This window comes from Aeromicrobium sp. MLTX1 (assembly GCF_046452335.1).
Taxonomy (GTDB): Bacteria; Actinomycetota; Actinomycetes; order Propionibacteriales; family Nocardioidaceae; genus Aeromicrobium.
Genome location: NZ_JBKFDN010000001.1, coordinates 17,180 through 38,070 on the forward strand (window position 1 = coordinate 17,180; position 20,891 = coordinate 38,070).

The window sequence follows — 20,891 nt, forward strand, 5'->3', positions numbered from 1 at the left end:
CTCAGGCCTCCTTGTCGTGACCGCTACGGGCGACGCCGAGGTAGCGGCGTAGTTCGTCGCGATCGGCCAGCAGGTCGGTGGATCCGGTGGTCGCGATGCGCCCCTCGCTCACGATGACGACGTCGTCGGCCAGCTCGCTGGCCGCCTTGAGGTTCTGCTCGACCATGAGGATCGTCGAGGCCTCGCTGACCTGCTTGAGGACGGCGACCACCTCGTTCACCACGCGGGGCGCGAGGCCCTTGGTCGGCTCGTCGATGATGAGCAGTTTCGACTCGGGCAGCAGGCCGCGAGCCAGCGACACCATCTGCTGCTGGCCGCCCGACAGCGAGCCGGCGAGCTGCTCGGCTCGCTGCTTCAGCTCGGGGAACAGGTCGAAGACCAAGTCGTAGCGAGCCTCACCGACGCGCGGCTCAGCCAGCCGCAGATTCTCCGCGACCGTCAGGCCCTGGAACACGTCCCGGTTCTCCGGCACGTAACAGATGCCCCGCTGGACGCGTTGGTGCGTCGACAGGTCGGAGATCGTCGCGCCCTGGAGCAGGACGTCGCCGGTGCAGTCGAGATATCCCAGGATGCTGCGCATCAAGGTGGTCTTGCCGACGCCGTTGCGCCCGAGCACGGCGGTGGTGCTGCCCTCGGACACCGTCAGGTCCACGCCGTGCAGGATCTGGGACGTGCCGATCGTCGCGCGCAGGTCGCGCACCTCGAGTGTGTTGGTCATCAGAGCTCCTCGCCCATGTAGGCCACCTGGACCTGCTCGTCAGCCATCACGTCGTCCGGGGTGCCCACGGCGAGCGTCTCGCCGTGATGCAGTACAGCGACGCGATCTGCCAGGTCGAGCACGACGTCCATGTGGTGCTCCACCAGCACGATGGAGCGGCCACCTCGGGCATAGACCCGGATGATCTCGACCAGGTCGGGGACGTCCTCGGCGCTGACGCCCGCCATCGGCTCGTCCAGCAGGAGGACTTCCGCGTCACTGACGAGCGCCATCGCGATCTCGACCTTGCGTCGTTCGCCGTGCGAGAGCGATCCGACCTGCGCTGATCCGCGACCGCCCAGACCGACCTGGGCGAGCGCGTCGTCGACCGCGGGACGGGCGTCACCGCCCCGCGTCCCGCGGGGAGCCCGGTCGGCCAGCTGGAGGTTGTCCTCCACGCTCAGCTCGTTGAACAGGTAGGACGTCTGGAACGTGCGGCCCAGCCCGTGGCGCGTCCGCTGGTGCGGTCGCATTCGGGAGATGTCCTGGCCGAGGAGGGTGATCGTGCCGCTCTGGGGCCGGACCGTGCCGCTGATGGTGTTCATCAGCGTCGTCTTTCCGGCGCCGTTCGGGCCGATCACGCAGAGTGTCTCGCCGGGAGCCACGTCGAGGCTCACGTTCGTGAGAATGCGAGCCGCGCCGACTGAGAAGCTCACGCCGGCGACGGACAAGGCAGGTGTTGTGGTCACGTGGTCACCTTCGATGACGGATTGAGGGAAATCGTCCGATGAGACCCGGCCCGTGCGACCGAAGGGGTGCGCGCGGGCCGGGCCGGTCATCGACCGGATCTACTACTTGAGGGGCTTGACCACGGCAGGCGTGATGTCCTTGGACGGGACCACGTGATCGAGCTCCACGTCCCACGCGCCGTCCTTCTTGACCAGGTTCACCACGGCGTAGGGGGGAATGACCTGGTTGTCCTCGCCCCGGATCGTGACGTCGCCCATCGGACCCTCGAACGTCCAGTCCTGCAGCGCGTCGACCATCGAGTCGGTGTCGCTGGGGTCTCCCTCGCTCAGAGCGCGGTAGACCATCTCGGCGGACGACCAGCCGTAGGCTCCGTCGCCGTCCTCGACCTTGTGATCCTTCTTCTTCGAGTAGTCGAGCAGGAACTTGGCCTTCTCGGTCTCGTCGTAGTGCGGGTAGTACATCATCGCGAAGTGCGCGTCCTCCACCTGATCGCCGAGCGCCTCACCGATACCTTCCCAGGCCGCGGACTCGAACAGCGTCGTGAAGAACGTGGTTCCCTCGAGCGCCTTCTGCGATGCGAGCGCGGAGTAGAGCTGCGTCTGACCGGCGCCGATCCAGTTGGTGTGGACGTAGTCCGGCTGGTCCTTGCGGATCTTGTTCGCGACGGCTGAGAAGTCGACGGTGTCGAGCGGCAGCATCGTGGAGTTCACCGTGATGCCCTCGGGCTCCAGCATGGTCTTCATCTCACGGGCTTGGGCCTGACCAAAGGCGTAGTCCTGGTTCACCGTCGCCATCGTCTTTCCGTCGGTGTCGTCGCCGAGGAATTCCTTGTAGACGTACGTTCCGGCGGGCGAGTTCCCGTTGGTGAGGAATACGCGCTTGTCATAGCCCACGAGGTCGGTAGTACCCGCGCCCCCCGAGACGAACAGCACGTCGTTCTGAATCGCAAGATCCGCGACCGGCACGGCCACCGCAGAGGTCGCGGGACCGACCAAAATGCGAGCACCCTCGCTCAGGTGCTTCTTGGCGACCGTCGTACCGACCGAGGCCTCGCCCGTGTCGTCGCCCTTCAACAACTCGATCTTCTTGCCGTCGATCTCCATGGTCCCGTCGGTCAGATACTCCAGGCCCGCCATGAAGCCGTTCTCCCATCGCGCGCCCACCGCGGACAGCAGGCCGGTCTGCGACGTGACGATGCCAACCTTCAGCGTGTCGCTGTCATCGGAACGGGCGCCGCTCGGGGTCCCACATCCGGCCAGGGCCACCGCGGCTGCTGCGGCGAGTGCGGTGGCCGCACGCCACCGACGACGCGACGGGACCGAACCCGACGTGTGATTGCTCGTTCGCATGTCTTTCTCCTGATCTTGTCTCGGTTCCGCGGACCGAGCACACGCTCGCCGCCGTCCCCCCCTGTGATGTACACCATATGGCGGGCTGGTCATTCGCGTCAAGGTCCGACATTTAACTTAACAAAGAAATATTCGACCTTGTCACAGCCCGCGCGCCACCTGCACTCCTTCGAGGAATGCGTCGTCGGCCTCACGGGGCGATAGCGAGTCGCCAAGACGATGGATCTCCAGGCTCGGACGAAGTCCGCGCAGGGTCTCAAGAAGGTCGAGCACCGGCTCGCGGTGCAGGCACGTCACGACCGTGTCCGCCTCGACGTGTTCGAGCGCGGCGGTGATGGACGAGCGCAGGAACACCCCCGTGCGATCAATCGCTTCGACGGCGGTGCGGGTCGTGATGGGCACCCCGTGACCCAAGAGTCGTGGCATCACGAAGCTGGCCTCACCGGTCAGGACCGCCTGGTCCCCCACACTCGCTCGTGGCGTCACCAGATGCACACTCACGCCGTGCTCCAGCAGGAGCTCGGCGACTCCAAGGGGTGCGTAGCCGCCAGTGTCGTCGATCACGACAACTCGCTCCCCCAGCTCGTCAGGATGCTGGGTCGCCTCGTCCGGTCCCACGACGCGTGCGTCCGGCGCGACGGCGGGCGCCGGATGGTGGGCGTGCACGTACGACCACCCATTCGTCAGCCATCGGCTACCCGTCGCTAGCAGAACGACGTCCGGGTTCTCCGCAAGCACCACCTCACTCGTCGCGGTCACCCCCGTCCTGACATCGACCCCGAGGTGCGCGAGCGATCGCTCCAGATCCTCCGCGGCGAGCAGCCACGACGAACGGCCGGGCAATGCCCCGGCGTGTCGCAGTTGCCCGCCCAGCCGCTCGCCACGCTCGAAAAGCGTCACGTGGTGACCTCGCGAGGCGGCCACTTCAGCCGCCTTCGCGCCGGCTGGTCCGCCTCCCACGATCACGATGCGTCGAGGCCGCGTCGTCGGGACCTCAGGGCCCCACGCGAGCTCGCGCCCGGCGGTCGGATTCACCGTGCACGTGACCCCTTGACGTGTCTTGATCCCACGCCAGCAGCCTTGATTGCCACGGATGCAGTGCCGCACCTCGTCGGCGCGTCCGGTAAGTCCCTTGACCACGAGCTCTGGGTCGGCGATCTGCGAGCGCGTCATGCCCACGACGTCGGCAACGCCCTCGGTGATCAGTTCCGCGGCCCGCTCCAGCGCCATGACCGACCCGGTGAGCATGATCGGGAGATCAGGGCCGAGTACCTCGCGCGCCACACGGGCGCTGTCGGCAAACACCGCATCGCGCTGGGCGCTTGACGGAGCGACAGTCTCGTCGAGCGTGGCGTACACCCCACCACTGATGCTGAAGGCGTCGAACTGGCCACTGCCGCGCAGCGCACGCAGCAGGCCTCGCGACGAGTCCGGGGTCAGCCCTCGATTGCCGATCCGCTCGTCGAGAGAGAGTCTCAGCATCACGGGAAACGCGGTACCGCACCTCTCCTTGATGGCTGCGCCAACCTCGATCGCGAAGCGCGCCCGGTTCTCTTCGTTTCCGCCATACTCGTCCTCACGACGGTTCATCCACGGGGAGAGGAACGCGTGCACCAGGTACCCATGTGAGGCGCTGATCTCGACACCGTCGAACCCCGCCAGTTGCAGGTGACGGGCCGTGGTGGCGAACCCGTCGATGATCTCGGCGATGTCGTCGCGATCGGCGGCCTTCGGGATACGTCCCGAGGGAGGTTGGGCCACCGCCGACGGGGCGATGGCGACGTGCTGGTGGTGGAACACCGAGTTGCCGGGATCGTTCGGCCCACCGTGGAAGATCTGGCTGAACACTGCCCCCCGGCGGCCAAGCCGCGCCGCCACCGGCGACGCCTCCGCCGCGGCACGCACCGTGTCCGCGATCTCGGAGAGGATCTCCACGCTTTCCGGCCGCCAGGCCTGGACCAACAGCGGGTTGCTCATCGAGGACGGGTGTACCGGTACGCCGCCCATGACGACGAGTCCTGCGCCGCCGGCCGCTCGGGCCGCGAGGTAGGCGGCCATCTGTCGCGGTTCGTGCGCCAGGTTGTGGGCGCTGATCGCGATGCGGTTGGGGATCTCCACGGCGCCGATCCGGGTGGGCGACCAGAGGGCACCGAGGTCCGGGCGGGCGACCGGAGTGGTCATCGGGCGACGTCGCCGACCGGTGAGACTCCGATGCCTCCGGGCACCAGAGCCGCACCCCATCCACCGTCGACGGCGACATCTGCGCCGGTCACGAAGCGCGCGTCCGGACCGATGAGGAACGCGATGACGTCCGCGACGTCCTCCGGCTCGCCAATGCGGCCCAGCGGAATGGTGGCCGCCCGAGCCTCGCGCACGGCGGAGTCGGCGAAGATGTTGGAAGTCAGTCCCGTCGCGGTGGAGCCGGGCGAGACGCAATTGACGCGGATGCCGTCGCCGCCCCACTCGCGAGCTAGCTGGATGGACAGCATGCGCACGGCGGCTTTGCTCGGCGAGTAGGCACCCATCCCGCCCGTCGCCGCCGTGGCCGCGAGCGAGGCGACAATGACCATGGAGCCACCGCCCTCCGCGAGCGAGTCGTGGCAGACACGGCCCAAGAGCCAGGCGGCCCGAGTGTTGACGTTGAACGCCAGATCCCAGTCCTCGACGCTGAGCTCGGTCAGCGGTCCGGACAAGATGATGCCAGCGTTGCTGACGACCGAATCGAGAGCGCCCAACCAAGCGATGGCGTCCGTGGCGGCTTGGTCGACCGAGGCCGGGATGGCCAGATCGACCTCGAAGGCTCGGGCTTCGGCGGCTTCTCCGTTCAACTCCTTGACGACGGCCTCCAGGCCTTTCGTGTCACGGTCGAGCAGTGCGAGTCGCGCCGGCTCGCCGGTTCGGACGGCGTCCGCCGCGAGCCGACGGGCGAGCTGACGTCCGATGCCGGACGCGGCGCCGGTGATGAGCACGTGGTTCATGAGTTCGATTCCTGTCGTCGAGTGGAGCGGTTCGGGGATGTCATGAGGTGGCGGCGCGGTCGAGTCTGACGCTGACCTTGCCCACCGTGCGTCCGGCGAGGAGGTCGGCCATCGCGGTCGGAGCCGCGTCGAGGCCGTCATAGACGGTCATGTCGAGCGAGAGTCGACCCTCGGACATCAGTCGCTGGGCTTCGGCGTGGAACTCGCCCCAGCGGGCCCGATGGTGCCGCACCATGAAGCCCTCGAGGCGCACCCCTTGGTAGATCGCGCGCATCAGGTTGCGTGGACCGGACAGGTCACCGTTGGCGCTGGAGACCTGACCGCACAGCACGACACGGCCCTCGGGTCGCAGGTGCTCGAGGGCGGCCTCGAGGTGGGCCCCTCCGACATTGTCGAAGTACACGTCGATCCCGCCGGGGGCCGCCGCGCCGAGCTGACCCACGAGGTCGCCGTCGCGGTGGCTGAAGGCAGCCGCCGCACCATGGCGGCGCGCACTCGCGACCTTCTCCTCCGAGCCCGCACTCGCGACGACGCGATGGCCCCAGGCGGTCGCCAGCTGGGTCGCCACGCCGCCGACCGCGCCCGCCGCAGCGGACACGTAGACGACGTCATCGGCTCGCAGCCGGGCGACCTCGCGCAGTCCGACGTACGCCGTCAGGCCGGAGACGCCGAGGACGCCCAGGAACAGCTGCAGGTCGAGACCGTCGGGCGCATCGACTCGCAGCGGATCGAACCAGCCGCCGTCACCGGCGTCGCACAGCACCATCTCCTGCCAGGCACCCGAGTTGAGCACCACGTCACCCGGGGCGAAGCCCGGGGACCGCGAGACGACGACCCTTCCGACCGCGGAGCCATCGAGCGGCTCTCCCAGGACGAAGGGAGGCACGTGGGCCGCACCCGTGCGCTCCCCCATCCGCATCCGCATGAGCGGATCGACGGACATGCCGACGTTCTCGATCAGCACCTGCCCCGGCCCCACCTCGGGCACCGGCTCGATCGTGATCTGGAAGTCCTCCGGCACGGGTGGACCATCGGGACGACGCGCGAGGCGGATGACGCGGAAGTGGTCGCGGCTCACGTGTCGACTCCCCGGCGACGTGATCTGAACCATGAAAGCGTCATGGCTCAATATTGTTGGACAATAGCCACGGTGTCAATCGACGGCTTCCGTTCCCAACGCCTCCGCCTCGGCCAGGACCAGGTCGGCGACCTCGGTGGGCGCCAGGACCATCGCATCATGGCCGGTGGCGATCTCTCGCATCGGCCAGCCATAGCGACCGGCACGGCGTCGCGAGCTCTCCAGGCTGCTGAGGATCGGATCGGTGCACACGACATAGGTGGCCGGCAGGCCGTTGCCGACGGGGTGCTCCAGGCTCAGCACGCCCTCGTAGTAGGCGAAGGGCAACGGCGTCATGTGCGCGCGCACCCAGGCCGCGCGAGGGTGATCGGCGGGGATGCCCAGTGCCTCGAGCGGCATGTCGGGCCAGAAGATTCCGTCGCCTTCAGTGAGCGCCAATTCCCGCCGCTGGGCGGTGACCTCTGCAGGAACGATCGCCGCCCACGACTCGCCGTCTTCGACGAGGACGCTGTCGAGGTAGATGAGCTGCCGAATGCGCTCGGGGACTCGATCGGCCACGCCGCTCACGATGATTCCGGCAAGGCTGTGACCGACCAGCACGACATCGGTCATATCCGCCATCTCCAGGTGGTTCACGATGTCCTGCACCCCCGTCTCGGGTCCGGTGACCGATCGGGCGAGGTGTCGACGCTCCCCCAGACCCGTCAGGGTGGGAGTCGTGACGCGGTGCCCGGCTGACTCCAGTCGCGCGACGACCGATTCCCAGCACCATCCGCCGTGGAAACCGCCGTGGACGAGGACGAAGGTGTACGTCATGCCGGGGAGAAGGCCACGCGCAGCTGGCCGTAGTCGATGGCGGCCGAGCGGCCGAGCGCCGGGCCCGACCGCACGCCGTCCCACGTCTCTCGAGCGTCGCCAGCAACGTGATAGACGGCCAAGGAACGAGCGACGCCGCTCCCGGTCTCGCGCACCTCGCCATGGATTCTGGGAGACCCGAGATCGAACCGCTCGACGCCGACGATGGCGGCGTGCTTGCTCATGATCTCCGGAATGTGCTCATCGTCGTACCAGGACTGAAACTCGGTCTCGGCACCCGCCTGGGAGCTCGCGAGGACGTAGAAGGTCTCGACAGCGGTCTCGTCTGATATCTGCACACGCACAGTTTTGTCGGACATTTGGATGGCGTCAAGACATCCCGCAGGGATTAGCTCTGCTCACGCCGATAGGCGCTGATGTGGTCGTGCAGGTAGTCGAGGTGCTCGACGATCGCCGCTTCCGCAGCGTCGGCGTCACCAGTCGCGATCGCCGCGACGATCGCGCGGTGCTGCTGCACCGTCGTGCGTCCAACTTCCGGCGACAACTCCAAGTAGCCGACCGGCTCGGTCGCGCCGTGAAGCGCCTGGACCAGCGCGGTCAGCACCCGGTTTCCCGAAGCGTGCGCAATCGCCGTGTGAAACTCGGCGTCAAGTTCGGCGACGCGAGGGTCCTCCACCGAGATCGACTTCTGCGTGTCGACGATCCGTTGGAGCTGGGCCAGGTCCTCGTCACTGCGACTCCGGGCCGCCTGCCGGACGGACGGGACCTCCAGATGCCGGCGGACGGCAGCCACCTCATCGAAGTCGATGCTCCCGAGCGCCAACAGGTTCTCGACGGCCTCGGTGACGACCCCGCCCAACGAGGAGGACGTCACCGACTGCACGATGCTGCCCCCCTGCGCTCCGGGGACCTTGATGATGAGACGTTCCTGCACCAGTGTCCGCAGCGCTTCACGCAAGGTCGTGCGACTGACGCTGAACTGCCGGGCGAGCTCGGTCTCCGGCGGAAGCATCTCTCCGCTGGCGAGCTCGCCGGACAGGATCGCTTGCCGCAAGGTCTCCTCGACTTGCTGTCGCGGCCGCATCACCTTGGTGCCGATGACCTTGGCCGCAACGCTCCGATCCACGCTCATGGAGCGAACTCTAGACGCAGTCCCGCCCGAAAGGCGGGACTGCGCCGTCCGGCTCACCCGCGTCTGTCGGTCGCCACCTGCTCGCGCAGACGCTTCTTGTCGAACTTGCCGACGCTCGTCTTGGCGATCTCGCCGACGATCTCGATGTCCTGCGGAATCCACCACTTGGCGACCCTCTCCTGCAGGAAGGCCTTGAGATCGGGGACGTCGAGCGACGCTCCCGCACGGGGCACCACGAACGCGTAGGGGCGCTCGCCCCACCGCTCGTCCGGGATGGCCACCACGGTCGCCTCGGCAACGGCCGGGTGCATCATGATCGCGTTCTCCAGCTCCACCGAGCTGATCCACTCCCCGCCCGACTTGACCAGATCCTTCGTGCGGTCGACCAGGCGGAGCAGCCCGTCGCCGTCGCGCGTCACGATATCGCCGGTGCGCATCCAGCCGTCCTCGGTGAACCGATTACTCTGCTCGGCGGTCGCGCGGTAGTAGCCGCTCGCGACCGTGTTGCCCGAGAGCAGCAGCTCGCCGCCGACCTCCTCGTCGACCTCGACCCCCACGAGCGGCATCGGGCGTCCTTGGCTCAGTCGCGCCGACATCCACGCCGGATCAGCCGGGTCGAGCCGCGCCGGGGGCCGGCCGACACCGAGCAACGGATTGACCTCCGTCATGCCGAAGCCCTGGATGGCCGTGATCCCGATCGCGTCGAGGTCTCGCAGCAGGCTCTCGCTGACGGGAGCGCCGCCGGCCACGGCCTCGCGCAACGAGCTGACATCGGGAACGGTCGACAGCTGCGAGATGCCGTGCCAGATCGTGGTGATGGCGGCCGCGAACGTGACCCGCTCCGCCTCGATCAGTCGAGCCACGTCGGCCGGTGCCGCGATCTCCCCGGGCAGCACCAACTTGGCACCGACCATCAGGGCGGCGTACGGCAGGCCCCACGCGTTCGCGTGGAACATCGGCACGATCGGCAGGATCGTGTCGGACTCGCTCAGGCCGTATGCGTCGGGAAGCGACTGCAGCAGGGTGTGGAGCACGGTGGACCGGTGCGAGTACACCACTCCCTTCGGTGCACCGGTCGTACCGCTCGTGTAGCACATCGCGGCCGCCGAAGTCTCCGGGACGGAGACGAACGGGAACTCGGGGTCCCCTTCGGCGATCAGCTGCTCGTACGACAGCGCACCGTCGCGCTCACCGCCTCCCATGACGACCTCGTGCTCGACGCAGTCGACGCGCGGCAGCCGGTCCGAGAGCGAATCGTCGACGAACATCACGCGGTCACCGGCGTGGTCGACGATGTAGCTGATGTCCGACTCGTGGAGGCGAATGTTCACGGGGTGGAGCACGGCCCCCATGGCGGGCACCGCGATGTAGAGCTCGAGGTGCTCCTGGGTGTTCCACGCGAAGGTGCCCACTCGGTCGCCGACGCCGACGCCGAGGCGCGACAGCGAGGATGCGAGGCGGCGCGCGCGCTCGACCGTCTCGGCCATGGTGCGTCGCGTGATACGTCCGGCGCGATGGCTCACCACCTCTTGGTCTGGAAACACCCTGGCCGCGCGCTCGGCGAAGTCCGTCAGAAGGAGGGGGCGATGCATCATCAACCCCGGGAACACCACGTTCTGGTCCATGTCTCGTCCCTTCGACATCGGCGTCAGAGCCGTTCGATGATCGTCACGTTCGCGAGTCCGCCACCCTCGCACATGGTCTGCAGCCCGAATCGCCCACCGGTGCGCTCGAGCTCGGCGAGAAGGTCGCCCATGATGCGCACGCCGGTGGCGCCGAGCGGATGGCCGAGCGCAATCGCTCCGCCGTTGACGTTCGTCTTGTCCAGTGGCACCCGGGTCTCGCGCAGCCACGCCAGCACCACGGGGGCGAAGGCCTCGTTGATCTCGAACAGGTCGATGTCGTCGACCGAGAGTCCGGTGCGCTCGAGCGCCCGAGCCGTCGCCGGGATGGGCGCCGTCAGCATCATCACGGGGTCGTCGCCCAGCACCGTCATGTGATGGACGCGCGCGCGTGCGGCCAGCCCGTGCTCGGTGAGTGCCCGCTCCGAGGCGATCAGCATCGCCGACGCTCCGTCCGACACCTGGCTCGCGGTGGCTGCGGTGACGATGCCGTCGGCCGCCAGCGTGCGCAGTCCGGCCATCTTCTCGGCCGTCGTGTCGGGTCGGGGAGTCTCGTCGCGCTGCAGCCCGGCGACCGGCACGAGGTGGGCGTCGAAGCGCCCCTCCGTGACCGCCCGGTCGGCCAGCCGGTGGCTGCGCAGCGCGAACTCCTCGAGCTCTGCCCGCTCGAGCGACCACTTCTGCGCGATCAGCTCGGCGGCACGGAACTGCGTGATCTCCTGGTCCCCGTACCGAGTCGCCCACCCCGTGGATCCGGCATAGGGAGTGGGAAACCCGTCGCTGTGCCAGCTCTCGGCGATGGGCACGGCGCTCATGCTCTGGGTGCCGCCGGCAACCACGAGATCAGCGGTACCGCTCATGACGGCCTGGGCCGCGAAGTGGACAGCCTGCTGCGACGAACCGCACTGGCGGTCGATCGTGACCGCGGGCACCGACTCGGGCAGGCCGGCGGCGAGCCAACTCGTGCGGCCGACGTTCGCCGCCTGGGGGCCGATGGGATCGAGGCAGCCAAACACCACGTCGTCGATGCGCTCGGGGTCGACCCCGGTTCGCGCCACGAGAGCACCCAGAACCGCGGCCCCGAGATCCGCGGGGTGCACGTCGGCCAGCGAACCGCGCCGCCGTCCGAGTGGTGTCCGTACGGTGTCGACGATGTACGCCTCAGTCACGTCAGCTTCCTTTCATCGGCATCTACTTCTTCCGCGAGATGCACAATACGTATAATGTCGGACATTCAAGATGTCGTCAATGACGCAAGGAGAGCTGCCATGACTCCCGCCTTTCTCTACTCCGCCGTTCGGACCCCGTTCGGACGATTCAACGGGGCGTTGGCCTCGGTCCGACCGGACGACCTCGCTGCGACCGCGCTGACTGGTGCGCTGGAGCGCGTGCCCGACCTCGATCCCAGCGCGATCGGCGAGGTGGTCTGGGGCTTGGCGAATGGCGCTGGAGAAGATAACCGCAACGTCGGGAGGATGGCCGTCCTGCTCGCTGGCCTGCCGACCTCAGTGCCTGCGACGACCGTCAACCGTCTGTGCGGGTCGAGCCTCGACGCCGCGATGGCTGCGTCGCGGACGATCGAGTCCGGCGACGCCGACATCGTCGTGGCGGGCGGGGTGGAGTCGATGACCCGGGCCCCCTGGGTGCTGCCGAAGCCGTCCCGGAGCTTCCCCGCCGGTGACGTCACCGCCGTCTCGACGACCCTGGGCTGGCGCTTCATCAACCCGGCCATGCCGTCCGAGTGGACGGTGTCGCTGGGTGAGTGCAACGAGCAGCTTCAGCAGAAGTTCGCCATCTCGCGCGACCGCCAGGACGAGTTCGCTGCGCGTTCGCACGAGCTGGCGGACCGGGCTTGGACGGAGGGCTTCTACGACGACCTCGTGGTCTCCGTTCCCGGTGTCGAGCTCGACCGTGACGAGAGCATCCGCCCCGGCACGACGGCCGACAAGCTCGGTGGACTCAAGCCCGCGTTCCGCTCCGACGGCACCATCACGGCTGGAAACGCGTCTCCGCTCAACGACGGGGCCTCCGCGGTCGTCCTCGGCTCGGAGTCCGCGGCCGAACTCATCGGAGCCTCGCCGGTCGCCCGCATCGCCGGACGCGGCACCTCCGCTCTCGATCCTCAGCTCTTCGGCTTCGCGCCGGTCGAGGCGGCCAACCAGGCACTGCAGCGAGCCGGGATCAGCTGGTCCGACGTCGGAGCGGTCGAGCTCAACGAGGCGTTCGCCGTGCAGTCCCTCGCGTGCGTCGACGCCTGGGGCATCGATCCCGACATCGTCAACACTCGTGGCGGAGCCATCGCCATCGGCCACCCGCTGGGCGCCTCGGGCGGACGCATCCTCGGCACCTTGGCGCACGTGCTGCGCGAGCGGAACGAGCGCTGGGGCCTGGCCGCGATCTGCATCGGGGTGGGCCAGGGACTCGCTGTCGTACTCGAGAACCCGAACGCGTCGTGATCCGCTGCCTGTCATGCCATCGCCCGTTGGTTCTGAGCTCCACGGCCCGTGTCAGCGCAGACACGGAGGTCGTCGTCGCACAAGTGGGCGGACCTTCAAATGGGGCAGACCTGAGCCTCGAACTGCTATCTAGCCGTGAGAACCCGGCCTGACTCGCTCCCCGATGGACTCGAACCAATAACCCTTCGATTCAGCGAGCCCCTCAGAGCACACTGGCATGATGGCCGTTGCGCATTGCTGATGGAAGCCGGCCGAAGATGCGGAATGTTGCGCTGACCTGCGCAAACGCTCCGATCTCTCGCGAACCTCTCGACCCATCAGACTCGTCTCTCGGTTGCCTCAGGCTGCGCGTCAGTGAGGCCGATTGCGTTGATTATGGACACAATTCTGACACCTCGACCCATCCGACGAGAGATCCTGCGCGCGGCCTTGCGCACAAGGACCAGTCCCAGACCGATCGCTCTCCCAGCCACTCCCCGACCTGCTCAGGGACGTTCGGGTTCACCGAGTGGGCTGCCTTGATGTCACAGGAGAGGACTCTCGAGGTCCTTGAGCAGACCGGCAGCACCCCGTAGCTCAACTTCAGTGCGGACGGTCACGCCTTGCCCACCGTGCTGACTGCCACGTCGGCCAAGTCAGGCCAGCCTGCGAGGAAGCCTCTCCCCTCGAATCCGTATTGCTCGAACTTTGCGTATTCCGAGCCGTGGCACCGTCATTCAGATGACGAGCACGAGCGGGAGATCATCCACAGAAAAAGGTGCTCTCGAGATGCGACACAAGCGCTCGTCCCTCGCGGACGGCACGCCACCTGCAATCACGCGAGATTGCTCATGATTCAACTCGTACTCCGTCGCTCCAGTCCGCTCGCATCCTTGCCCAACCATTGTCCGGCGAGTTCGACGTAGTAGGCGACCAGTTCCGGCCGGTCGACGGCACCGATGCTCAGCACCTCTTCGACGGGGGCCCCTTGAAGGATCCGCTTGAGCGGTACCTCCAGTTTCTTGCCGGTCTTGGTGTGCGGGATCGCGTCGACGATGTGAAACTCGTCGGGTACGTGTCGAGGCGACCCTTCGGTGCGCAGTCGAGCACTCACGTGCTCCACCAACTCGTCGACGTCTACGACGGCGTCCTCGACGGCCAGGAACATCGGCATCCGGTAGGTCCCGTCGCGCATCTCGATCCCCAGCACCAGCGCCTCGGCGACTCCGTCGACCGCCTCGGCAACGTGGTAGAGATCGGCAGATCCGATCCGCACGCCGTTGCGATTCAGCGTCGAGTCAGATCGACCGTGGACGACGAAGCCGCCTGACTGTCGGTGAGTGATCCAGTCGCCGTGGCGCCAGACACCCGGATAGCTGTCGAAGTACGCCTCGCGATACCGGGCGCCGTCCGGGTCGTTCCAGAACCCGACCGGCATCGAGGGCATCGGAAGGGTGACCACGAGTTCCCCGACCTGATCCTTGACCGCTCGACCTGCCTCGTCCCACGCCGCGACCGCCACTCCGAGCAGCGGGCCCGGGATCTCTCCGGGCCGGACAGGTACCCCTGGACTGCCGCCGACGAACGAGCTCACGACGTCAGTCCCACCGCTCGTCGACAGCAGTGGGACGTGCTCGGAGACGAAGGACTCGACCCAGCTGTTCAGCGTCTCGGGAACCGGCGCACCGGTGACCAGAATCTTCGTGAGCGAGCTGAGGTCGTGCTCGGTCCCCGGGGCCAGCCCGGCCGAAACGGCCGCTTGGAGAAGGCCCGGACTGGTGCCGAACTGCGTGACGCCCTCCTGCTCAACGATTCGCCAGAGCACGTCGACATCGGGGTACATCGGACTGCCCTCATAGGCCACCGTGGTCACGCCGAGTAGAAGGGCGCCGACGACGATGTTCCAGAGCATCCAGTTGGTGGTCGTGTACCAGAAGAAGACATCACGCTCCCCCAGATCCTGATGCAGGCCCAGGCTTGCGAGGTGAGTCACCACGACGCCCGCGTGCCCGTGGATGATTCCCTTTGGCACACCAGTGGTTCCGGAGGAGAACAGTACCCAGAGCGGGTGGTCCGGCTCGACTTGTTCGGTGACGAGATCCGGTCCGAGGTCATCACCTCGGACCGCGTCGGCCCAACTCATCCACTGCGCTCGTGTGGGAGGTCGCTCGTGGTCCACATCCAGACCGCGCCGGCTGACAGTGATGACGACGTGCGGGTCGAGGAGCTCCGCCAAGTTGGACAGGACGTCCCTTCGATCGCGCAGAACGCCCCCGAACTCCACGGCCGTGGCGCCCACCAGCACGGTGGGGGCGAGTTGCTGCAGTCGGTCGGCTGCAGCCACGGCCCCGTAGTCGGGTGCACAGCCGGCCCACGTGGCACCGACCGCAGCCGTCCCCAAGAAGGCGATGATGGCCTCGTCAGCGTTCGGCAGGTAGCCGACGACCCGGTCGCCGGGGGTGACGCCCACGGCACGGAGGGTTCCCGCGAAGGCTGTCACACTTCTCTTGAGCTCCGCCCAGCCCACCTCTTTGCGGCTGCCGTCCTCGGCAACCACGATGATGGCCGGACGCGAGGTCGTCGCGGCGTGTCGGAGTACTTGGTCCACGTAGTTGAGGCGTGCCCCGTCGAACCATCGGGCGCCGGGCATCTCACGACGGTCGAGCACCGAGTCGTACGGCGCAGACGCGACAACGCCGAAGTGCTGCCATACCTCGGCCCAGAACCGCTCGGGATGTTCGACCGACCATTCGTAGAGGTCTGCATAGCTCGACACCGTCACACCGTGCCGCTCTGCAACTGCGCGGGCGAAAGTTGACATGCGGGAGCCCGCCGGGAGGGGCTCGAGAGAGCGAGCACCCACTCCAGCGTTGGCCGGGCTGTTGCTCATGCGGAGTGAGACCCCGTCATCAACGCTGCCAGGTCTTCCGGCGCGAGGAAGGAGGGAGGAGGCGGCGGACCCCAGTCGTAGAGCGCACGAGCGCCCTCCCAGACGCTGGGCTTCCACAACGCGTCGTCGACGATGCAGTCGATGTCGGAGTAGTACTCGGAGAAATTGCCGGCTGGGTCCTTCAAGTACCAGAAGAAGTTGGAGCCGATCGCGTGCCTGCCGAGCCCCCAGACGTGCCGGTCGGGGTCAGCCTCGAGCATGGCCGCCGCGCCCCGACCCACTTCGTCGACGTCGTCAACCTGCCACGACGTGTGATGCAGCAGGTCGACCGGTGCAGCCTGAACGAGAACATTGTGGTGATCGGTGGAGCACCGCATGAAGGCCGCAGCACCCTTGACCGTGTCGCTGACCTTGAATCCGATCCCCTCGGTGAAGAAGCGTTGCGAGGCCTCCTGCTGAGTCGAGCCCAGCACGACGTGGCCGAGCTTTCTCGGGCGGACCTTGCCCTCACGCGTCACGCTCGACGCACGCTCGTTGAGACGCTCGACCGCGCCCGGACGGTTGTAGAGCGCGGTCGGCCCGGGCTCAGACGCAATGCGGTCGGCGATCTCCACCCTCACGAGCACCTTGGTGCCCGGGTCCGTCGCCTCGACGGTGGTCGCCGTGCGCCGCACCTCCACCTCGAGCGTCTCGAGCGCCCGAGCGACCCGGTCGAGGTCATCGGGGTCGTCGACGCCGACACCCAAGCTCACGAGACGACGCCGGTCCGACTTGGTGATGGACAGTTGCTCACCTCCGTCGAGCGTCCTGAACCGGGGAGCAGCGCTCCCGTTCGCAGCCGAGTCCACTCGGTCGAGACCGAAGTCCTCGTAGTACGCCGCAGTGGTTGCCACGTCCGGGACACCGAGCGTGACACTCGTGAGTCGATGCAAAGCCATGATGCGGTCTCTCCTTCTAGGTCAGCTCGCGGAAACGCAGGTCTGTCGAATCTGCCCCAGTCCATGGATGGACGTTTCGACAACGTCTCCATCGGTCAGGAAGCGCGGTGGCTTGCGCGTTCCGCCCACGCCGGCTGGGGTTCCGGTGAAGATGACGTCGCCGGGCAACAGCGGCAACACCGACGAGAGGTGGGCGATGATCTGTGGCACGGAGAAGATAAGACGTCCCGTCGTGCTCTTCTGAACGATCTCACCGTTGATTCGGCACTCGATCGCCAGGTCGTCGGGGTCGTCCACTTCATCGATAGTGGTCAGCCATGGGCCCTGCGGCGCGAAGCCCACAAAGGACTTACCGAGCGAGAACTGCGGCGCCGGTCCAGTCAATTGAAGGGCGCGCTCGGAATAGTCCTGACCCACCGTCAGGCCCGCGACGTGACCCCAGGCAGTCTCTGCCGACACGCGATCAGCACGCCGGCCGATCACCACGACCAGTTCGGCTTCCCAATCGACCGTCCCCGTCGGGAGCGCGAGGCTCTGCTCGGGTCCGGCGAAACTCCCCACCCATTTGGTGAAGGTGGGTGGAACTTCCGGATAGGCCAGATTGGCCTCGTCTGCATGGTCTTGGTAGTTCAGCCCGATGCCGAAGACCTGCCGTGGCGCTGGAGACGGCGGTCCAAGTTCAGCTGGCACCAGCGCATCAGCGAGGTCGGTCAGGCTCGGGGCGGCTCCCCGGAACCACTCAACAAAGTCGGTCCAATGCTCGAACACCGTCTGCACGGCGGGTCCGAACAGGCCGCCGGAGGCAGACTCCACGTCGACGGTGGAGGACAGGTCGGACGACACCAGGACGGCGCGCCCTGCTCGGTTCGCGAATCGCACTGCGGCTCTCGTTTCTCTCAGTTCAGGTCCACTGGGCAGGCGCCCGGCGCGTTCCCCTCGCTGACGCAATCATGAAGACTTCGACAAGTCAAGAAAATTTCGAAATCTCGAAGTGGGGTTCAGATTAGCTGCGGTCATCCTCTCGTTCGATATGATTCCGGCATGCCGAACGCTCGGACGCGCCCCTCTGTCCCCACGCGAGCCGACACGTTGCTGGCCCAGATCCGTTTGGACATCCTCAACGGGCGACTTGCCCCCGGGGACCGGCTCGGATTCTCCGACCTGGGCGCTCGATACCTCGTCAGCACGGGTGTCCTGCGTGAGGTCCTCCCCCGATTGGTCGAACAGGGTCTGGCGACATCCGAGCCACAACTGGGGTTTCGCGTCATCGATGTCTCAGTCGATCAGCTCACGCAGTTGACCGAGGCGAGAGTCGCGATCGAGACACTCGTGACTCGATCAGCGATCCACGACGGGGACTTGGCGTGGGAGGCCGACATCGTCGCCAAGCATCACGCGCTCGCACGGCTGACCGAGTCAAGCGTCGATCAGATTCCCGAGGCATGGATCAGCGCGCACGAACAGTTCCATCTCGCGATCCTGCGCGGATGCGCCAACCCCTACCTCGTCGACACCGCTCAGCGGCTTCGCTCGGTTGCAGAGGTCTACCGATGCTGGTCCGCCCCCGCACAGGAACTCGCGCACCGCGACGTCGCAGCCGAGCATCGCGGCTTGATGGAGGCAGCGATCGCCCGGCAGGCCGACCAGGCAGCCGAACGCACCGAGGCTCACATTCGTCGAACAACAGAGCTGTTGATCGCAGGACGTCCCCAGTCCGGCACCACCACATCGTCTACGACGGTCTAACCGGCAGCCTCCAGCACCCGCGAGATGCCGAGGCTTGCCGTCCTGAGCGCCACCTTGAGCGCGTTGACGCCCGCGCGCCCACCTGGCTGGACGACCGAGAGCGCACCCACTGCAGTCCCCCGCCCATCGAGAATCGCGGCGGCGACCGTCGTGACTTCGCGCGGTCCGACCCCTACCGGGTTGGCTGCGGTCAAGGCGACGACACCGTCACGACGCGCGACCGCCAACAGTTGACGCACACGCCGCTGGTGCGCGGCCAGTCGGGCATCGGTGGCCGGCCCACCGAGAACCTGCCGAAGGATCGCATCAGGGGCTGACGCGAGCAGCGCGAGACCCACCCCCGTCTCGTCCAGCGGAAGCCTGCCGCCGACTCGGTGAGCGACAGCGATCGCACCGCGAGCGGAGAGTCGCTCCACCAGCACCGCCTCGCTGCCCTCCCTGACCGCGAGCTGAACATGCTGGTCCGTTACTCGGTGCAGATCCTCCATGTACGGCAACGCCGCACTTCTCAGACCATGACCACGAGGAGCCATGGTGGCGAGCTCCAACATCCGCAGGCCGACGACGAACCGGCCGTCCTCTCGCCTCTCAAGCGCGCCCAGATCGACGAGTTGCGAGGCGATACGGAGCGCGGAGCTCTTGGGGACCCCCGCTCTCGTCGCCAGGGCGCTCAACGTGAGCGACTCACCAGGGGCCCGAAACGCCTCGAAGATCCGAAAGGCGCGCACCAGAAGTGGCTCGCCCTCGGGAGGACGGCCGGACGCCCGTCGACCTTCCGTGCCACTCATCGGAATCCAGATCGTGTGTCTGCCGTCACATGGCGAACCATACAGACATGAACTTCGCTGCTGAGCCGGACCGCATCACCCACGACATCGTCATCATCGGTGGCGGACCGTCGGGGCTGGCCACTGCGGCCGAGCTGGCGCATCACGGCGTCCGGTCCGTTCTGCTGGAACCTCGCCTGACCGTGACGCACGATCGCCCCCGCGCCAAGACCACCAGCATCCGTACGATGGAGCACTTCCGCCGATGGGGCGTGGCGGATGCGGTCCGCGATCGGTCACCACTCAAGCCGCAGTGGTGCCAGCGAGTGATCTTCTGTGACACCGTGACCGGAACGGTCATCACGGAATTCGACCAAGCGTTCGGCCTGTCGGCCGACGCGCCTTCCTTCGCGTCCGAGACCAGCCAGCAGGTACCGCAGCCCGTGGTCGAGGAGGTTCTTCGCGGGCACTTGCACGCGACCGAGCTGGTCGACATTCGCCTCGGTCACAGCGCGGTCAGAGTGGTGGAGAAGGAGGACCTCGTCGAGATCGACGTCGAGAAGGCGGACGGCACCACCGAACGAATGGCCGCGCGATACGTCGTCGGGTGCGACGGGGGCTGGAGCCCGACCCGAGAGTCGATCGGTGCACGACTCGAAGGAACATCGGCCCCGCATTCCAACCTGAACGTGGTGTTCACCTCCTCGAACCTTGTCCCCACCGTGGGCGACGCGGTCCACTACTGGGTTGTCGGCCCGACGACGCCCGGTGGCATGGGGCGATTGGACCACGAGGGACGTTGGTGGGCCTCCTTGGCCGGGGCAGGCGACATCACAGACCCCGACCGCGTCAATAAGCTGATCGCCGACCTTGTCGGCATCCCGGCCGACGCGCTGGACGCCGAGATCCACTCCATGGATCCATGGACACCACGCATGCTGCTCTCTGATCGCTTCGGAACGCGGCGCGTCTTCCTCGCCGGCGAAAGCGCCCACCTCAACCCCCCGTTCGGAGGACACGGGTTCAACACCTGTGTCGGCGATGCCGTCAACATCGGCTGGAAGCTCGCCGCCGTTGTCCAAGGATGGGGCGGCAGCGGATTGCTGGAGTCCTACGAGCACGAGCGGCGGCACGTGGCGAAGGAGACCATCGACTCAGCGGCCACGAACCTTCGAGCCTCCGGCGTCGGCATCGCTCGGACGGCGGAGGGGCTCCAGGCGTCGAAGGCCGAGGAGTTCTACTCCCTCGGCCTCGTGCTCGGCTACACGTATGCCGGTTCGCCCATCGTCAGCCCGGGTCCACAGACGCCGCTCGATGACGTCACCCTGTACGAGCCGAGCTTCGCACCCGGTTCACGCCTGCCCCACACGTGGCTGGGCGACGACCACTCGCTCTACGACGACCTCGCCGTCGGGTACACCCTGCTCACCTCGTCGACCGCGAGAGCTGAGACGCTCACGACGCTCGTCCGGGAGTGCGCCCACCGATCGGTGCCGCTGGACGTCATCGGCGCGCCGGCTTCTGCACTCGGGGATAACGACTTCGTCCTCGTACGACCGGACCAGCACATTGCATGGATCGGCGACGACCCATCCGACATCGACCTCGATCGCATCAGCGGGCATCCCTCCACCGCACACGCCGAAGCGGCTCGAGTCCATTGACCTCCATACGCACCACATCCACCAACACC

The 20,891-nt window shown here is 67.2% G+C and carries 18 protein-coding genes; 3 read left to right on the top strand and 15 right to left on the bottom strand.

Going from position 1 to position 20,891, the window contains the following annotated elements; all coding sequences use genetic code 11:
• Window position 1: 1 nt before the first annotated feature.
• From ACK99Q_RS00100 to ACK99Q_RS00150, 11 genes are all read right to left on the bottom strand, one after another.
• The gene (locus ACK99Q_RS00100; RefSeq protein WP_410184230.1) at window positions 2-718 is read right to left on the bottom strand and encodes an ABC transporter ATP-binding protein; all 717 of its coding nucleotides are present in this window, start codon (window positions 716-718) and stop codon (window positions 2-4) included.
• Entirely contained in the window at window positions 718-1,536 is an 819-nt protein-coding gene (locus ACK99Q_RS00105) for an ABC transporter ATP-binding protein (RefSeq protein WP_410184231.1), read from the bottom strand. Before ACK99Q_RS00105 ends, ACK99Q_RS00100 begins: the two co-directional genes overlap by 1 nt.
• 12 nt (window positions 1,537-1,548) lie before the next feature.
• Window positions 1,549-2,796: an ABC transporter substrate-binding protein gene (locus tag ACK99Q_RS00110; RefSeq protein WP_410184232.1), complete on the bottom strand. Its 1,248-nt coding sequence runs from the start codon at window positions 2,794-2,796 to the stop codon at window positions 1,549-1,551.
• Between the two features lie 141 nt (window positions 2,797-2,937).
• A complete protein-coding gene (locus ACK99Q_RS00115) occupies window positions 2,938-4,977 on the bottom strand; it encodes an FAD-dependent oxidoreductase (protein ID WP_410184233.1) in 2,040 nt (679 codons plus the stop codon).
• Window positions 4,974-5,774, bottom strand: a complete 801-nt coding sequence (locus tag ACK99Q_RS00120) for an SDR family NAD(P)-dependent oxidoreductase (protein WP_410184234.1) — start codon at window positions 5,772-5,774, stop codon at window positions 4,974-4,976. Before ACK99Q_RS00120 ends, ACK99Q_RS00115 begins: the two co-directional genes overlap by 4 nt.
• A gap of 40 nt (window positions 5,775-5,814) precedes the next feature.
• Entirely contained in the window at window positions 5,815-6,852 is a 1,038-nt protein-coding gene (locus ACK99Q_RS00125; RefSeq protein ID WP_410184235.1) for a zinc-binding dehydrogenase, read from the bottom strand.
• A gap of 75 nt (window positions 6,853-6,927) precedes the next feature.
• Window positions 6,928-7,668, bottom strand: coding sequence for an alpha/beta fold hydrolase (locus tag ACK99Q_RS00130; protein ID WP_410184236.1), 741 nt, complete (start codon window positions 7,666-7,668; stop codon window positions 6,928-6,930).
• A complete protein-coding gene (locus ACK99Q_RS00135; protein WP_410184237.1) occupies window positions 7,665-8,027 on the bottom strand; it encodes a hypothetical protein in 363 nt (120 codons plus the stop codon). The genes ACK99Q_RS00130 and ACK99Q_RS00135 overlap by 4 nt, the downstream gene beginning before the upstream one ends.
• A 29-nt stretch (window positions 8,028-8,056) precedes the next feature.
• Window positions 8,057-8,800 carry a FadR/GntR family transcriptional regulator gene (locus ACK99Q_RS00140; RefSeq protein WP_410184238.1) on the bottom strand — a complete coding sequence of 248 codons (744 nt, stop codon included), beginning with the start codon at window positions 8,798-8,800 and terminating at the stop codon, window positions 8,057-8,059.
• Window positions 8,801-8,853: 53 nt separating this feature from the next.
• A complete protein-coding gene (locus tag ACK99Q_RS00145; protein ID WP_410184239.1) occupies window positions 8,854-10,443 on the bottom strand; it encodes a long-chain fatty acid--CoA ligase in 1,590 nt (529 codons plus the stop codon).
• 5 nt (window positions 10,444-10,448) lie between these two features.
• The gene (locus ACK99Q_RS00150) at window positions 10,449-11,591 is read right to left on the bottom strand and encodes an acetyl-CoA C-acetyltransferase (protein WP_410184240.1); all 1,143 of its coding nucleotides are present in this window, start codon (window positions 11,589-11,591) and stop codon (window positions 10,449-10,451) included.
• A gap of 99 nt (window positions 11,592-11,690) precedes the next feature.
• On the opposite strand from ACK99Q_RS00150, the gene ACK99Q_RS00155 reads away from it, so the two are divergent.
• Window positions 11,691-12,878, top strand: a complete 1,188-nt coding sequence (locus ACK99Q_RS00155) for a thiolase family protein (protein ID WP_410184241.1) — start codon at window positions 11,691-11,693, stop codon at window positions 12,876-12,878.
• An 835-nt stretch (window positions 12,879-13,713) separates the two neighbouring features.
• On the opposite strand, the gene ACK99Q_RS00160 is transcribed toward ACK99Q_RS00155, so the two are convergent.
• Genes ACK99Q_RS00160 through ACK99Q_RS00170 form a run of 3 tightly spaced genes read right to left on the bottom strand, consistent with a single transcriptional unit; the run spans window position 13,714 to window position 17,564 of the window.
• The gene (locus ACK99Q_RS00160; RefSeq protein WP_410184242.1) at window positions 13,714-15,747 is read right to left on the bottom strand and encodes an acetoacetate--CoA ligase; all 2,034 of its coding nucleotides are present in this window, start codon (window positions 15,745-15,747) and stop codon (window positions 13,714-13,716) included.
• Window positions 15,744-16,685, bottom strand: a complete 942-nt coding sequence (locus ACK99Q_RS00165) for a VOC family protein (RefSeq protein ID WP_410184243.1) — start codon at window positions 16,683-16,685, stop codon at window positions 15,744-15,746. The genes ACK99Q_RS00160 and ACK99Q_RS00165 overlap by 4 nt, the downstream gene beginning before the upstream one ends.
• Window positions 16,686-16,706: 21 nt before the next feature.
• Window positions 16,707-17,564, bottom strand: a complete 858-nt coding sequence (locus tag ACK99Q_RS00170; RefSeq protein WP_410184244.1) for a fumarylacetoacetate hydrolase family protein — start codon at window positions 17,562-17,564, stop codon at window positions 16,707-16,709.
• Window positions 17,565-17,726: 162 nt separating this feature from the next.
• On the opposite strand from ACK99Q_RS00170, the gene ACK99Q_RS00175 reads away from it, so the two are divergent.
• Window positions 17,727-18,431: a GntR family transcriptional regulator gene (locus ACK99Q_RS00175; protein WP_410184245.1), complete on the top strand. Its 705-nt coding sequence runs from the start codon at window positions 17,727-17,729 to the stop codon at window positions 18,429-18,431.
• On the opposite strand, the gene ACK99Q_RS00180 is transcribed toward ACK99Q_RS00175, so the two are convergent.
• Window positions 18,428-19,159, bottom strand: coding sequence for an IclR family transcriptional regulator (locus ACK99Q_RS00180; protein ID WP_410184246.1), 732 nt, complete (start codon window positions 19,157-19,159; stop codon window positions 18,428-18,430). The genes ACK99Q_RS00175 and ACK99Q_RS00180 overlap by 4 nt on opposite strands.
• Window positions 19,160-19,266: 107 nt before the next feature.
• On the opposite strand from ACK99Q_RS00180, the gene ACK99Q_RS00185 reads away from it, so the two are divergent.
• The gene (locus ACK99Q_RS00185) at window positions 19,267-20,862 is read left to right on the top strand and encodes an FAD-dependent monooxygenase (protein ID WP_410184247.1); all 1,596 of its coding nucleotides are present in this window, start codon (window positions 19,267-19,269) and stop codon (window positions 20,860-20,862) included.
• Window positions 20,863-20,891 lie beyond the last annotated feature (29 nt).